General features: G+C 28.2%; 11 protein-coding genes, 1 tRNA gene and 2 rRNA genes. 6 read left to right on the top strand and 8 right to left on the bottom strand.

The genetic code is table 11. The features are described 5' to 3' along the window. Positions 1-132: 132 nt before the first annotated feature. From D9V60_RS02495 to cspE, 3 genes are all read left to right on the top strand, one after another. Positions 133-3,044: ribosomal RNA gene (locus D9V60_RS02495) — 23S ribosomal RNA — on the top strand. A gap of 111 nt (positions 3,045-3,155) precedes the next feature. Next, positions 3,156-3,271, top strand: a 5S ribosomal RNA gene (gene rrf, locus D9V60_RS02490). Positions 3,272-3,569: 298 nt separating this feature from the next. Next, the gene (gene cspE / locus D9V60_RS02485; protein WP_009874442.1) at positions 3,570-3,779 is read left to right on the top strand and encodes a transcription antiterminator/RNA stability regulator CspE; all 210 of its coding nucleotides are present in this window, start codon (positions 3,570-3,572) and stop codon (positions 3,777-3,779) included. 126 nt (positions 3,780-3,905) lie between these two features. Here the strand turns inward: cspE and ybeD are convergent, their stop codons facing one another. Continuing rightward, positions 3,906-4,169, bottom strand: a complete 264-nt coding sequence (ybeD, locus tag D9V60_RS02480) for a DUF493 family protein YbeD (RefSeq protein WP_053940412.1) — start codon at positions 4,167-4,169, stop codon at positions 3,906-3,908. A gap of 258 nt (positions 4,170-4,427) precedes the next feature. Between ybeD and cysS the strand changes: the two genes are divergently transcribed. Then, the gene (cysS, locus tag D9V60_RS02475) at positions 4,428-5,819 is read left to right on the top strand and encodes a cysteine--tRNA ligase (protein ID WP_158360759.1); all 1,392 of its coding nucleotides are present in this window, start codon (positions 4,428-4,430) and stop codon (positions 5,817-5,819) included. A 21-nt stretch (positions 5,820-5,840) separates the two neighbouring features. On the opposite strand, the gene folD is transcribed toward cysS, so the two are convergent. After that, positions 5,841-6,698: a bifunctional methylenetetrahydrofolate dehydrogenase/methenyltetrahydrofolate cyclohydrolase FolD gene (folD, locus tag D9V60_RS02470; RefSeq protein ID WP_158360758.1), complete on the bottom strand. Its 858-nt coding sequence runs from the start codon at positions 6,696-6,698 to the stop codon at positions 5,841-5,843. A 126-nt stretch (positions 6,699-6,824) separates the two neighbouring features. Between folD and D9V60_RS02465 the strand changes: the two genes are divergently transcribed. Further along, positions 6,825-6,898, top strand: a tRNA-Arg gene (locus D9V60_RS02465). Here D9V60_RS02465 and adk read toward each other — a convergent pair. The 6 genes from adk to D9V60_RS02435 all read right to left on the bottom strand — a co-directional run bounded on the left by adk (position 6,872) and on the right by D9V60_RS02435 (position 14,795). Beyond that, positions 6,872-7,549: an adenylate kinase gene (gene adk / locus D9V60_RS02460; protein WP_158360757.1), complete on the bottom strand. Its 678-nt coding sequence runs from the start codon at positions 7,547-7,549 to the stop codon at positions 6,872-6,874. The two genes, D9V60_RS02465 and adk, sit on opposite strands and share 27 nt — an antisense overlap. A 68-nt stretch (positions 7,550-7,617) precedes the next feature. Further along, a complete protein-coding gene (gene htpG, locus D9V60_RS02455; protein WP_158360756.1) occupies positions 7,618-9,492 on the bottom strand; it encodes a molecular chaperone HtpG in 1,875 nt (624 codons plus the stop codon). 74 nt (positions 9,493-9,566) lie between these two features. Beyond that, positions 9,567-9,899 (bottom strand): YbaB/EbfC family nucleoid-associated protein, encoded by a 333-nt coding sequence (locus tag D9V60_RS02450; protein WP_158360755.1) that lies wholly within the window; start codon positions 9,897-9,899, stop codon positions 9,567-9,569. A gap of 41 nt (positions 9,900-9,940) precedes the next feature. Next, complete coding sequence (gene dnaX, locus D9V60_RS02445) at positions 9,941-11,047, bottom strand: DNA polymerase III subunit gamma/tau (protein WP_158360754.1); 1,107 nt, start codon at positions 11,045-11,047, stop codon at positions 9,941-9,943. 240 nt (positions 11,048-11,287) lie between these two features. Further along, positions 11,288-13,030, bottom strand: a complete 1,743-nt coding sequence (locus D9V60_RS02440; RefSeq protein WP_158360753.1) for a SmdB family multidrug efflux ABC transporter permease/ATP-binding protein — start codon at positions 13,028-13,030, stop codon at positions 11,288-11,290. 16 nt (positions 13,031-13,046) lie between these two features. Next, a complete protein-coding gene (locus D9V60_RS02435; protein ID WP_158360752.1) occupies positions 13,047-14,795 on the bottom strand; it encodes a SmdA family multidrug ABC transporter permease/ATP-binding protein in 1,749 nt (582 codons plus the stop codon). A 162-nt stretch (positions 14,796-14,957) separates the two neighbouring features. Between D9V60_RS02435 and queC the strand changes: the two genes are divergently transcribed. Further along, positions 14,958-15,668, top strand: coding sequence for a 7-cyano-7-deazaguanine synthase QueC (gene queC, locus D9V60_RS02430; RefSeq protein ID WP_158360751.1), 711 nt, complete (start codon positions 14,958-14,960; stop codon positions 15,666-15,668). Positions 15,669-15,699: the final 31 nt, after the last annotated feature.

Raw genomic sequence — 15,699 nt, 5'->3', positions numbered from 1 at the left:
TTAATTATATACTAATTTAAATTATTGTGTTATTCTTTAGAAAATGTTAAAAAACATATATAAATAAAGCTCTTTAAAAATTCGGAAAACAAGCATATATTTTTTTATTATAAAAACACCTGTGGGTTGTAAGGTTAAGCAAATAAGCGTATATGGTGAATGCCTTGGCAGTCAGAGGCGACGAAGGACGTGCTAATCTGCGAAAAGCGTCGGTAAGCTGATATGAAGCGCTATAACCGTCGATATCCGAATGGGGAAACCCGATACATTTTGTATCATTATTAATTGAATTAAATAGATTAATAAAGCAAACCAAGGGAACTGAAACATCTAAGTACCTTGAGGAAAAGAAATCAAATGAGATTCCCTTAGTAGTGGCGAGCGAAAAGGGAAAAGCCCAGAACTATAATCAAAATATTTTATAATAGAATGATTTGGAAAATTCAGCGATACATGGTGATAGCCCAGTATATGAAATAAAATATTTTGTGGGTTCAAAAAGTAGAGCGGGACACGAGAAATCCTGTTTGAATATAGGGGGACCATCCTCTAAGGCTAAATACTCCTGACTGACCGATAGTGAACTAGTACCGTAAGGGAAAGGCGAAAAGAACCCCGGCTAGGGGAGTGAAATAGAACCTGAAACCGTATACGTACAAGCAGTGGGAGCATTTGGAAATATGAAATGTGACTGCGTACCTTTTGTATAATGGGTCAGCGACTTGTATTCTGTAGCAAGGTTAACCGAATAGGGGAGCCGAAGGGAAACCGAGTCCTAAATAGGCGTTAAGTTGCAGGATACAGACCCGAAACCCGGTGATCTAGCCACGGGCAGGTTGAAGGTTGGGTAAAACCAACTGGAGGACCGAACCGACTGATGTTGAAAAATCAGCGGATGACCTATGGCTAGGGGTGAAAGGCCAATCAAACCGGGAGATAGCTGGTTCTCCCCGAAAGCTATTTAGGTAGCGCCTCGTGAATTCATCTATGGGGGTAGAGCACTGTTTCGGTTAGGGGGCCATCCCGGCTTACCAATCCGATGCAAACTCCGAATACCGTAGAATGCTATCACGGGAGACACACAGCGGGTGCTAACGTTCGTTGTGGAAAGGGAAACAACCCAGACCGCCAGCTAAGGTCCCAAAGTCATAGTTAAGTGGGAAACGATGTGGGAAGGCATAAACAGCCAGGATGTTGGCTTAGAAGCAGCCATCATTTAAAGAAAGCGTAATAGCTCACTGGTCAAGTCGGCCTGCGCGGAAGATGTAACGGGGCTCAAACTATGCACCGAAGCTGCGGCAGTAAAAATTAATTTTTTTACTGGGTAGGGGAGCGTTCTGTAAGCTGTTGAAGATATATTGTAAAATATGTTGGAGGTATCAGAAGTGCGAATGCTGACATGAGTAACGATAAAGCAGGTGAAAAACCTGCTCGCCGAAAAACCAAGGTTTCCTGTCCAACGTTAATCGGGGCAGGGTAAGCCGACACCTAAGGCGAGGCTGAAAAGCGTAGTCGATGGACAACAGGTTAATATTCCTGTGCTTGATTTTATTGCGAAGGGGGGACGAAGAAGGTTAGGTTATCCAGGTGACGGTTATCCTGGTTTAAGTGTGTAGGTATGATAACTAGGAAAATCCGGTTATCTTTAATCTGAGGCATGATGACGAATCATTAAGGTGATGAAGTAACTAATACCACGCTTCCAAGAAAAGCCTCTAAGCTTCAGATAAAATTAAATCGTACCCAAAACCGACACAGGTGGTTAGGTAGAGAATACTAAGGCGCTTGAGAGAACCCAGGTGAAGGAACTAGGCAAAATAGTGCCGTAACTTCGGGAGAAGGCACGCTAGTTTAAGTGAAAGGATTTTCTCCTTGAGCTAAAGCTAGTCGAAGATACCAGCTGGCTGCAACTGTTTATTAAAAACACAGCACTGTGCAAACACGAAAGTGGAAGTATACGGTGTGACGCCTGCCCGGTGCCGGAAGGTTAATCGAAGGGGTTAAAGGAAACTTGAAGCTCTGAACTGAAGCCCCGGTAAACGGCGGCCGTAACTATAACGGTCCTAAGGTAGCGAAATTCCTTGTCGGGTAAGTTCCGACCTGCACGAATGGCGTAATGATGGCCAGGCTGTCTCCACCTGGGACTCAGTGAAATTGAAATTGCTGTGAAGATGCAGTATACCCGCGGCAAGACGGAAAGACCCCGTGAACCTTTACTATAGCTTGACACTGAATTCTGAATTTTAATGTGTAGGATAGGTGGGAGGCTATGAAGTTAAAACGCTAGTTTTAATGGAGCCAATCTTGAAATACCACCCTTTAAAATTTGGTGTTCTAACCTAACGCCGTTATCCGGTGTAGAGACAGTGTCTGGTGGGTAGTTTGACTGGGGCGGTCTCCTCCCAAAGAGTAACGGAGGAGTACGAAGATTGGCTAATCACGGTCGGACATCGTGAGTTTAGTGCAAAGGCATAAGCCAGTTTGACTGTGAGCATGATAATGCGAGCAGGTGCGAAAGCAGGTCTTAGTGATCCGGTGGTTCTGTATGGAAGGGCCATCGCTCAACAGATAAAAGGTACTCCGGGGATAACAGGCTGATACCGCCCAAGAGTTCATATCGACGGCGGTGTTTGGCACCTCGATGTCGGCTCATCACATCCTGGGGCTGAAGCAGGTCCCAAGGGTATGGCTGTTCGCCATTTAAAGTGGTACGCGAGCTGGGTTTAGAACGTCGTGAGACAGTTCGGTCCCTATCTGCCGTGGGCGCTGGAAGATTGAGGGGGGCTGCTTCTAGTACGAGAGGACCGAAGTGGACGCATCACTGGTGTTCGGGTTGTCATGCCAATGGCATTGCCCGGTAGCTACATGCGGAAAAGATAAGTGCTGAACGCATATAAGCACGAAACTTGCCTCAAGATGAATCTTCCCTGAAACAGAAATGTTTACTGAAGGGACGTTGAAGACTACAACGTTGATAGGCTAGATGTGTAAGCATAGCAATATGTTGAGCTAACTAGTACTAATGACCCGAGAGGCTTAACCTTACAACACCAGAGGTGTTTTAAATAAAATAAATTTAATAAAAAGCTTGTTTTACTGAATTTATTGTTGTATTAATATATATATATATTATAATAGCATTATAAAATAAAATGCCTGGTAAAAATAGTGTAGTGGTACCACCTGAATCCATTCCGAACTCAGAAGTGAAACGCTTCATCGCCAATGGTAGTACGGGGTCTCCCCGTGTGAGAGTAGGTAAATTCCAGGCATATAAAAACCCGAAAAAATTTTTTCGGGTTTTTTTATATGTAAAAAAAAAGATTTTTTTAAAAAATAAGTAATTATAAGAATATTGAATGTTTTATAAAAATTTTTATTTTTTATAGAAATAAATATAAAAAATTCTTTTTTAAGTACATTACTTTCTAGCTAACAATAGATTTACATGTTAATCTATTAAAAATTTTATATTATTTTTGATTTTTTATCTTTTTATGATAAAAATCATTTATAATTATTTTAGTTCGTTTTTTAATTTAGTATATTTTTATGTGAAGGTAATATAGATGTCCAAGATTAAAGGTAATGTTAAGTGGTTTAATGAATCTAAAGGTTTTGGTTTTATTACTCCAGAAGACGGAAGTAAAGATGTTTTTGTTCACTTTTCAGCTATACAAAGTAATGGGTTTAAAACTTTAGCAGAAGGTCAAAGTGTTGAGTTTGAAATTACTGAAGGAGCAAAGGGGCCATCTGCTGCTAACGTTATTAGTTTGTAGAGTATCTGTATATTTTGAAATATAATAAAAATATTATAGATAATAATTAACTGTTTTTTAGTACGGCTCTTTATCGAGCTGTACTATATGAAAATAAATTTTATAGTTTTATATATTATTCATTTTTTATAAAACCATTCTGACCATATTTATCCGACTAATATCATGATATAATGTTTCAATTTGTTTAAAATTTTTAGCACATATTGTAATTGAAATAGAAATATAATTGCCCCTGTTGCTTGATTTAACTTGAGGAGTATAATCTCCAGGAATCTGAATTTGAATGACTTTTATTATTTGATCAATAAGTTCAGGTTGAGCTAAACCAATGATCTTATAAGTAAAAAAACAAGGGAATTTTAACATTTCTCGTAATTTTGTCTTCATTAATTAATCCTGGTTTTATTTTTTATAAAATATTTCTGATTTTAGAATAAATTTTATAAAATATTCTATAAAGAACATATAATTATTTTAATAATTAACGTATATTTCAATATTTTTATATACTTTAAAATTTAATTTATACATATAAAACTTTTAAAATATTAAAATTAAAAATAATATAATTAGTTTATCATATTGACAATATAGAAAATAATATATTTTATATTATTTTTATTTGAAATTTTTTATAGGAAAATTATGTTAAAATTTTTTAATACATTAACTGGAAAAAAAGAAAAATTTAAACCTATTAAAAATAAAAAAATTAATTTATATGTTTGTGGTGTTACTGTTTATGATTTTTGTCATATCGGTCACGCACGTACTTTTGTTGTATTTGACATGATAGTACGTTATTTAAGATTTTTAGGTTTTCAAGTAAAATACATTCGAAATATTACAGATATTGATGATAAAATTATTTTAAAATCTTTAGAAAAAGAAATAGATATTAAAACTTTTACAAATTCAATGATAGATGCAATGAAGCAGGACTTTTTTCATTTAGGAATTGATTCTCCAGATCAAGAGCCACGAGTTACAGAACATATGTATGATATTATTCAAATTATTAAAACATTAATTAAAAATAAACATGCATATATAAATAGTCAAGGTGATGTTATTTTTTCAATACATAGTGATGAAAGTTATGGTTCTTTATCTCGTCAATCTTTAAAAAATTTAGTTTCTAATACGCGCATTACTTCAAATACAATAAAGAAAAATCCATTAGATTTTGTTCTTTGGAAAAAGTCGAAAGAAAAAGATAAATTTTTTTGGGAATCCCCTTGGGGGAGAGGAAGGCCTGGATGGCATATCGAATGTACAGCAATTACAAATTTTTCTTTTAAAAATCATATAGATATTCATGGAGGTGGTTCAGATCTTTTATTTCCTCATCATGAAAATGAAATATCTCAATCAAGATGTTTTAATGATAAATTTAAGGTTAATTTTTGGATGCATTCTGGTATGGTTATAATAAATGATCAAAAAATGTCTAAATCATTAAACAATGCATATTTTTTAAAAGATATTTTATTACAATATCAACCTGAAGTATTACGTTATTTTTTTCTATCTACACATTATCGTCATCCTATTTATTATTCTGAAAAAAATTTAAAAACAGCAGAATTATCATTAAATTATTTATATAATACATTATATAATACAGATCCTATTTCTAATTCTGCAGTTGGAATGAATTTAGAATCGATGTTTTATGATGCAATTAATGATGATTTTAATACTCCAGAAGCATTTTCCGTTTTAATGAAAATAGCCAGAAAAGTTAATTATTTTAAACAACATAATTTATATAAATCCAATTTACTTGCTTTTCGATTAAAAAAATTAGCTGCTAGTTTAAATTTTTTATTAGAAGAGCCTGAGCATTTTTTACAAAAAAAATCTTTTTTTAGTCAGGAAAAAATAAAAAAAATTGAAATTTTAATCGAAAAACGAAATATTTATAGAAACTTGAAACTTTGGAAAAAAGCTGATCAATTACGAAACGAAATAATGAAATTAGATGTAATTTTAGAAGATTCTTCTAATAAAACGTTTTGGAAATATAAAAAATAAATATACTTGTTTTAAAGTTTTTTAAATATCATGATATTTTTCGCAAGCCTCTAATGTATTTTGAAGTAATGTTATAACGGTCATAGGCCCAACTCCACCTGGAACTGGGGTTATATAAGAAGCTTTCAAAGATGCTGATTTAAAATCAACATCACCAACTATACAACCATTTTTTAATCGATTAATTCCTACATCAATTACAATAGACTCTTTTTTTATCCAGCTTCCTTTTAAAAAATTTGGTTTTCCAATAGCAACAATTAATAAATCAGCATGATTTACATGATTTTTTAAATTTTTAGTAAATCTATGTGTAATAGTTGTTGTGCATCCTGCTAACAATAATTCTAAACACATTGGTCTTCCTACAATATTAGATGCTCCTACTACGACTGCATTGAGTCCATGAGTTTTAATTTTCATGTAATTTAACATAGTAATTATTCCTTTTGGAGTGCAAGCTCTTAAGGTAGGGTTTCTTTGGCATAATAATCCTGTATTATATGGGTGAAACCCGTCTACGTCTTTATCTGGTCTAATACTTGTAAAAATTTTAAAATGATTTATTTTTTTAGGAATAGGTAGTTGAATTAAAATACCATCTATATTAATGTCATTATTTAATTTATCAATAAGATGTAATATGTTTTCTTCTTTAACAGTATTTGGAAAATTCCAGTATTTAGAAATTAATCCAACATTTTTACATGCTAATATTTTTTTATTTACATAAATTTGAGAAGCAGAGTTATTTCCTATTAAAATCATTGCTAAGCCTGGAATTCTCTTTCCATATTTTTTTCTTTTCTTTATTTTCTTTAAAATATTTATTTCTAAATTTTTTGCTATTTTATTACCATCTATAATTATTGCTGCCATTATTTAGTAACTCAATTAATTTTTTATTTAATTTAAAATTATTATTATTTAATATATTTTTTGAACATAATGTTAATTTAGTTGCATATATATTATTTTAATGGTAAATTTTATATTATATTTTATGCGTTCTTAGCTCAGCTGGATAGAGCAACGGCCTTCTAAGCCGTAGGTCACAGGTTCGAATCCTGTAGAACGCAAAAATTGTTTTCTATTATGTTTTGTATTTCTTTTTTTATAATATTAGGTTGTTTAACTCCATTAATTTGAAACAATTTTAATTTTTTTAACTTTTCTTCTTTTAAATAATATTTAATTAACATATTATTATTTTTTTTATAATTTTCAAGTCTATTTTGAATACTTTCAATTTTATCATCTTCTCGAATAATAAGTTTTTCTTTAGTTATATCATCTTTTCCTTCTTGTTGCGGAGGATTAAAGTGAATATGATAAGTTCTTCCTGATGGTAAATGTATTCTTCTGCCTGATATCCTTTGAAGGATTAATGCATCTGGTACAATAAATTCAAAAACAAAATTTATTTTAATACCTAAATTCGATATATACTTTGCTTGTTTGATTGTTCTTGGAAATCCGTCTAGTAAAAAACCTTTAATACAATCTTTTTGATTTATTCTTTCATAAATAAGATCACAAACAATATTGTCTGAAACTAATTCTCCATTTTTTAAAATTTTATATACTGTTTTTCCAATTTTATTTTTTAATTTAATATGTTCTCGTAATATATCTCCTGTAGATATTTGCGGGATTTTATATTTTTCTGTAATAAATTTGGATTGAGTTCCTTTTCCAGTACCTGGTGCACCTAATAAGATAATACGCATAATTACTTTTTATTTTTAAATAGTTATAAGATTAAGATTACTACTATAAATAAGTAGTAATCACATTTTTATAATTGTACAAATAATTTATTCATTCTAGAAATAAATTTATGTGGATTATCTAAATTTCCTTTTTCAGCAAATAATGACTGATCTAATAATAATTTTATCCATTCTGAAAATATTTCTTTTTCACTAATTTTAGATATTTTTTTGATTAATTCATGTTTTGGATTGATTTCAAATATATATTTTAACTCTGGAACAGGTTGTCCTGCAGCAGTAAAAAGTTTCGCCATTTGTGTGCTCATTTCATTTGAATCACTTAAAACAATGCATGGAGTTTCTGTTAATCTATTTGTTAATCTAACAGATTTTACTTTATTACCCAGTACTTTTTTAACTCTACTTAAGAAATCAATGATTTCTTTTGATGTTTCTTCTTTATTTATTAATTTTTCTTCTACAAGTTTATTTAATGATGAGTCTTCTTTGCTAATAGATTGAAATTTTTTACCTTCAAACTCAACAAGATAATTCATCATCCATTCGTCAATTCTATCTGATAACAATAAAACATCAATGTCTTTTTTATTGAATAATTCGAGATGTGGACTATTTTTTGCAGATATATAACTATCAGCTGTTATATAGTATATTTTTTCTTGTTTTTCAATCATATTAGATACATATTGTTTTAATGAAATTTTTTGCTCTGAACTATTATTTTTGATTGATGTGAATCGTAAAAGGTTAGCTATTAAACTTAAATTTTCATTATCTTCTGCAGGTCCTTCTTTTAAAACTAGTCCAAATTGGTTCCAAAAAGATTGATATTTTTCATTATCGTTTTTAGATAATTTATCTAACATTTTTAGCGATCTTTTCACTAACGCTTTTTTTAAGTTTTGAGTAATAGAATTATTTTGTAATATTTCTCTGGATACGTTTAAAGGTAAACTATTTGAATCTATTATACCTCTAATGAATCTGAGATAATTAGGCAGAAATTCTTGAGAGTTGTCCATAATATAAACACGTTTTACATATAGTTTTAAACCATGTTTATTTTCTCTATTCCAAATATCCCAAGCTGCTTTTTCTGGCACGTATAATAAACTTGTATATTCATGAGTACCTTCTACGTGATTATGACTCCAAGTAATAGGATTATGTTGATCGTTTGTTAGATATTTATAAAATTCATGATATTCATTATCACTAATAGAAGATTTATTTCTAGTCCATAACGCTTGTGCTTTATTTATTTGTTCCCAAAAATATGTTTTGTTTTTTTTGTCGTATGTTTGTATTTCTACTGGTACAGTAATATGATCGGAATACTTATTAACAATATTTTTAATTTTCCATGTTTCTAAAAATTCATCTTCTTCTTTTTTTAAAAATAATGTAATTTCAGTGCCTTGTGTTTTTTTTATAATATTCGTTATATTGTATTCACCTTCTCCTGAAGATTCCCATAATATTCCATCATTAGACTTATTTTTAGCAAATTTTGTTCTTACTAACACTTTATCTGAAACTATAAAAGATGAATAAAAACCAACTCCAAATTCACCAATTAATTCGTTTTTTACATTGGTTTTTTTATTTTCTAAAGATTTTAAAAAAGATTTAGTTCCTGATTTTGCAATTGTTCCTAAATTTTCAATTATATCTTTTTTTGTCATTCCAATTCCATTGTCACTAATAATTAGCGTTCTTTGTGCTTTATTAATAGAAATTTGAATTTTTGGAGTGTTATTATATAATTCTGGTGATGATATAGATTCAAATCGTAATTTATCTATTGCATCTGATGCATTAGATATTAATTCTCTTAAGAAAATTTCTTTATTTGAATATAAAGAATGAATCATTAAATGTAATAATTGTTTTACTTCAGATTGAAAATTATATGTTTCTTTTTTTTGTGTATTCATGAAAAAATCCTTTATTAAATTAAAATTTATAATATTTTTTAAAAATTTATTTAAAAAATTAAAAATTTTAAAGTTTATATTGGCATATTAAAACCTGGAGGAAATTGTATTCCAGTGGATATAGAAGACATTTTTTTCTTTTGAACTTCAGATATTCTTCTAGTTGCATCATTAAATGCAGCTGCTGCTAAATCTTCCAGCATATCTTTATCATTATCTTTTAATAAACTTGGATCTATTTCTACTCGTCTACAATTATGAGATCCGTTAATAGTTACTTTTACTAATCCTGCTCCAGCTTCTCCTGTAACTTCTATTTTAGCTATTTCTTCTTGCATTTTTGCCATTTTTTCTTGCATTTGTTGAGCTTGTTTCATTAAATTTCCTAATCCACCTTTACTAAACATAATTTTCTCACTTTTAAAATTTTTAATGAAAAATTTATTACTTATTTTTTATAAATGTTCTTTTTTATCTCTGTAATTGCTTCAAGTAATGTCATTTTTACACCTATTTTATAATTAGGTGAAAAAATTAATTTTTTTCTTCCATTTAGTAAAATTCTATAACATATTTGAATATCTTTTTTATTTTTCTTATGTGCTAATTCTTCTATGTTGTATTGATAGTGTTTATAAATGTTTGAATTCCATTCTAACGGGTATGTTTTTATCATAGCAATATGATGTAATATACGTAATACCTCTATTAAAATATTTTCCCATTCTATATCTATTTTCTCCATTTTACTTAATAGAAGCATCATTTTTTTAGCATCTTTTTCTAATAAAAACTTAGTTAATAAATAAATATTTTTTTTATTTGGAATTCCTAACATTTTATTGATATTATTTAAAGTAATATTATTTTTACTAAAGCTTATAGCATGTTCTAATAAATTTAATGCATCTCTCATGCTGCCTTTAGAGTATTCAGATATTATTTTTAAAGCATCTTTATCAAAATCAATGTTTTCATTATTTAAAATAAATTGCAAATGATCAAAGATATCTTCTTCAGATAATATATTCAGTGTAAAATATAAACAACGAGATATAATAGTTTTAGGTATTTTTTCTATTTCTGTTGTTGCTAAAATAAACTTAACATGTTTAGGTGGTTCTTCAAGAGTTTTTAAAAGTGCATTAAAGCTGTGTCGAGAAAGCATATGCACTTCATCAATTAAATATATTTTAAATCTACTTTTAATTGGAGCGTAATAAATATTATCTAAAATTTCTTTCATATCTTCTATTTTTGTTCTAGAAGCGGCATCTATTTCGATAAAATCCAGAGAAGTTCCTTGTTCTATTTCTTTGCAAATGTTACATTTTCTACAGGGTATAGAAGTGATGTTTTTTTGACAATTTAAACTTTTAGCTAATAATCGACCAATAGTAGTTTTTCCTATTCCTCTAGTTCCAGAAAGCAACCATGCATGATGGATTTTATTCATAGAAATTGCATTACATATAGAAGTTATAATATGTTTTTGACCAATTGTTTCTTTAAAATATTGAGGACGATATTTTCTTGCTAGTATTTGATAGTTCATATTTTTAAATATTATTATGATATTAATTTTATTCAGAGATTAAAATTTTTACAAATATTAGTTGTAAATTATACATTTAGTGTATAAAATATGAAATTCAATTTTTTATATTAAAAATATTAGAAAGAAGATTCTGTTAGCCCTTAACACTGTTAAGTTGAACAATGAGTCAGATCTGGAAAGAAGCAGCTAAATCAATAAATGCAGGTGTTTTGTTTTAACTAACAGGATCTTCCAAATTTAATATTTAGATAATTGAAAATTATACATTTTTGAATAATAGCCTTTTATTTGTAATAATTTTTTATGTGTTCCAAATTCTACAACTTTTCCTTTATCTAAAACTACAATAATATCTGCATCAACTATTGTAGATAGTCGATGCGCTATAACAATTAATGTAGTATTGTTTTTTATAGTAGTTAAAGTAGTTTGAATTAATTTTTCAGTTCCAGAATCAATATTAGCAGTTGCTTCATCTAATATAAGTATTTTAGGGTTTTTTACAAGTATTCTAGCAATAGATAGTAGTTGTTTTTGACCTACAGACAATGTGTTACCTTCTTCTCCTAAAATCGAATGTAAACCTTTTGGCATAGATTTAACTAAAGAAAAAAGATTAACAATTTTTAATATTTCCCATACTTTATCTTCTGATATTTTTCTTCCTAATGCAATATTATTAAAAAAAGTGTCTGCAAGAACTATTGGGTCTTGCTGGACCATCAATATACTTTCTCTTAAAACACTGTGACTTATAGAATTAATTGGCTTATTATCAAGATATATTTCTCCATTTTTAATTGGATAATATCCCATTAACAAATTAGCTAAAGTACTTTTTCCGCTTCCTGTATGACCGACAAACGCGACAAAACTTTTAGATGGAATATCTATATTAATATTATGAAGTATTTTATTTTGACTTCTTGAGTAATTAAAATTGAGGTTTTTAATATTTACTTTTCCAGTTTTTAATTTTTTTTTATTTGTTCCATATGCTTGTTTTTTTGAGTCTATAAGAGAAAATATTCTTTCTCCGGCAACAATTGCTTGTTGTAATATAGATTGTTGAATAGTTATTGAGATCAAGGGCTCATTAAGGCGTCCTAGATATGTAATAAAAGCATATAGTACACCAACTTCAAAAGCTTCATTTTTTAAGCAACTAAACGAAAAAATAAAACTACATAATACTAAAGATGATATTAAACTTAATAACGGTCGCAACAAAAAACCATCTAATTTTAATATTTTCATTCGTGCTAAATAATGCATTTGACTACTATCTTGAATACTTTGTTTAAATCTACTTTGTTGTCTAAATTGTTGAATAACATTTATGCCATTTATTATTTCATTAAATTTATTATTAATATTTGCTAAATAATATCTAACATTTCGAAGTAACGGAGTACTATAGTGTTGGTAAATTGACATAATTATTATTATTAATGGTACAATAAAAATTGCAATTATTGCCATATGCCACTCAAGAGTAAACATTGCGAATAATATAATAATAATTAATGTGATACTACGAAATAAAGTAGGCGCAACGGTATCATACAATTCTTTAATTACTTCAGTATCATTGGTAACTTTAGAAATAATTTGACCAATAGGTTGTGAATCAAATTGATGAATAGGTTGTTTTATTGCAGAGTTCATAACATCGTTACGCAATTTATTAATCACTTCTACAGCTATTTTATTAAAATAAATACTTTGAAAATAGTTGAAAAAAACTGCTAATATTTGAAGTATAATAAATGCAATTATAATAATTAGTATTGATTGTAAATAAAATACATGTTTGGATAAAATATTATTAATAAAATAACTAATTAGAATAGGACCTAAAACTTCTGAAGTCGATCCACTTATAAGCAAAAAAAATGCTAATATAATTTTCTTTTTCCAAGGTATGGCATATTTTATTAAACGTTTTAAAATTGGCCAAAATGCTATTAAATGATCCATATTATAAATTTCTAATCTATTTTAGATTATCCTCAATTTTTTTTGATTGTTGGTAATAGTACATGGATTGATACCAATTTTTTTCTTGTATTAATTTTTTATGATTTCCTTTTTGAATAATTACACCTTTTTTAATAACAATAATTTCATCTGCGTTAATTAATCCAGATAAACGATGCGCCACAATGATTATTGAACGACCAGTTTTTTTCCATTTTTCTAAGTTATTTAAAATATTATTTTCAGTATTTCCATCTACTGCAGATAAAGCGTCATCTAAAATTAATATTTCTGTATTTAATAATAGTGCGCGAGCTATAGAAATACGTTGTTTTTGACCGCCAGATAACATTACTCCTCGTTCACCAACTTGTGTTTGATATCCTTCAGGCAAACATATAATATCTTTATGTATATCTGCCAATTTCGCTGCTTTTTCAATTTCACTTTTAGATGCGTTAGGTTTTCCTAAACAAATATTATTATATATATTATCTGAAAATAAAAATGCAGTTTGATTAACTACGGAAATTTTACTTCTCCAATAATTAATTTTTAATTGTAATAATGAAATAGAGCCATATGTAATTTCTCCTTCAGTGATTTTAAATTGTCTTTGTATTAGTTTTAATAAAGTACTTTTTCCAGAACCAGTTGGACCGCAAACACCTAAAGTTTTTCCCGGTAAAAGAGTAAAATTAATTTTTTTTAAAGAGGGAATATTTCTTTTTGGATAAAAAAAAGTATTAATATGGACATTTATTATTTTTGAAATATTATCGGTTGTTTTTTTACCGTCTTCAATATATAGTTTTTGGTTAATAATCGAATAAATTCTTTCCCATGCCGCACTCCCTCTTTCTACGATATTAAACATCCATGCCAGCGCTAACATTGGCCAAATCATTAAACCTAAATACATAATAAAACTTGTTAATTGTCCTATGGTAATTATATCATGCCATACTAAATATCCACCTGCAGTAATAGCTAATAAATTAGAAAATGCGACTGATAGATAAATTACAGGATCAAAACGAGCATCTATCTTAGCTACTTGCATGTTTTTTTTTCCAGCTTCATTAACAATGCAATTAAATTTTTTTAATTGATTTTCTTCTAACCCAAATGATCGAATCATTCGAATACTGGTTAATATCTCTTGTGTTTGATTATTTAATAAAGAAAATGAATGTTGTGCATTTCTAAATTTATCATGAAGTTCTTTTCCATATTTTTTAATTAAAAAAGCCATAATAGGCATTGGTATAAGAGAAATTATTGTTAATAACCAACTAATTTGAGTAATCATAACAACTAATACAGATAAACCCATAATGGATGAATCTATGAGTGTTAAAACACCTTCTCCTGCTGCAAATACAACGCGATCAACATCATTTGTAGCTCTAGCAATTAAATCTCCAGTTCTATTTTTTAAAAAAAATATTTGACTTTGATTACTAAGATGTGAGTAAAATTTTACTCGTAATTCTGTTGCAAGATTATAAGATGCACCAAATAAAAGAATTCTCCATAAATATCTTAATATATATACAGTAATTGCAATTAAAAAAATAATTAAAATCCATGGTAATATTTTTATTCCACTCATTTTTTCTTTAATAATTAAATCGATTAAAATTCCAATTATCTTAGGTGGTACTAATTGTAAAAATGCTATTGTTATCAATAAAATAATAGAGCCTAAATAGCGTTTCCATTCTTTTATAAAATACCATTTTAATTGATTGAACAATCTCACGAAATAATCCTAAAATGTAAATATGAAAATATATATTTAAATATTATATATTTTTAATTAATTTTTTTTTTAAAATTAAAAATATTTTTTTTTATTCTTAATATATAATGTTAATTATAATATTTTTGAAATTTTTAAATTACAAACGTATAAAATAATAATATGAACAAAAATACAAAAAAAATACTGATAGTTTTTAGTGGTGGACAAGATTCAACAACTTGTCTCATACATTATGCTAATTTATATAAAGAAATTTATTGTATTACTTTTGATTATAATCAATTACATAAATCTGAAATTCATTCTTCTCGTTTTATATCAAAATATTTTGGAGTAAAAAAACATATATTTATAGATATTAAATTTTTACAAAATCTTTCTAAAAGTAGTTTAACAGATAAAAACATTTCTATTTGTAATAATCATCCATTAAATTCTTTATTGCCTAGCACTTTTGTTCCCGGTCGAAACATTTTATTTTTAACTTTATCTTCTATATATGCTTTTAACAATCAAATTGATTTTGTTGTTTTAGGCGTAAATACAATTGATTTTTCCGGCTATCCAGATTGTAGAAATGAATTTATTAAAGCAATGAATCATGTCGTTCAAATTGGAATGGACTGTCAAATTAGTTTTAAAGTTCCTTTAATGAATTTAAGTAAAGCAGAAATATGGTCTTTATCAGATTATTGGAATTCAAGTAAATTTATTCTTAATCATACAATAACGTGTTACAAAGGTTTAATAGCAAATGGATGCGGCAAATGTCAAGCATGTATTATTCGTTATGAAGGATTTAATAAATGGAAGTCTAATCCTTCATATTATATGAAAAAGTTAAAAGAAAAATTTAATTTTTTTGATTAATGATATTTTATTTCAGTAATTATAAAAATAT

This window comes from Buchnera aphidicola (Aphis craccivora) (assembly GCF_005082145.1).
Classification (GTDB): domain Bacteria; phylum Pseudomonadota; class Gammaproteobacteria; order Enterobacterales; family Enterobacteriaceae; genus Buchnera; species Buchnera aphidicola_U.
The sequence above is the reverse complement of the archived record's forward strand: the minus strand, read 5'-3'. Positions and strand labels throughout refer to the sequence as shown.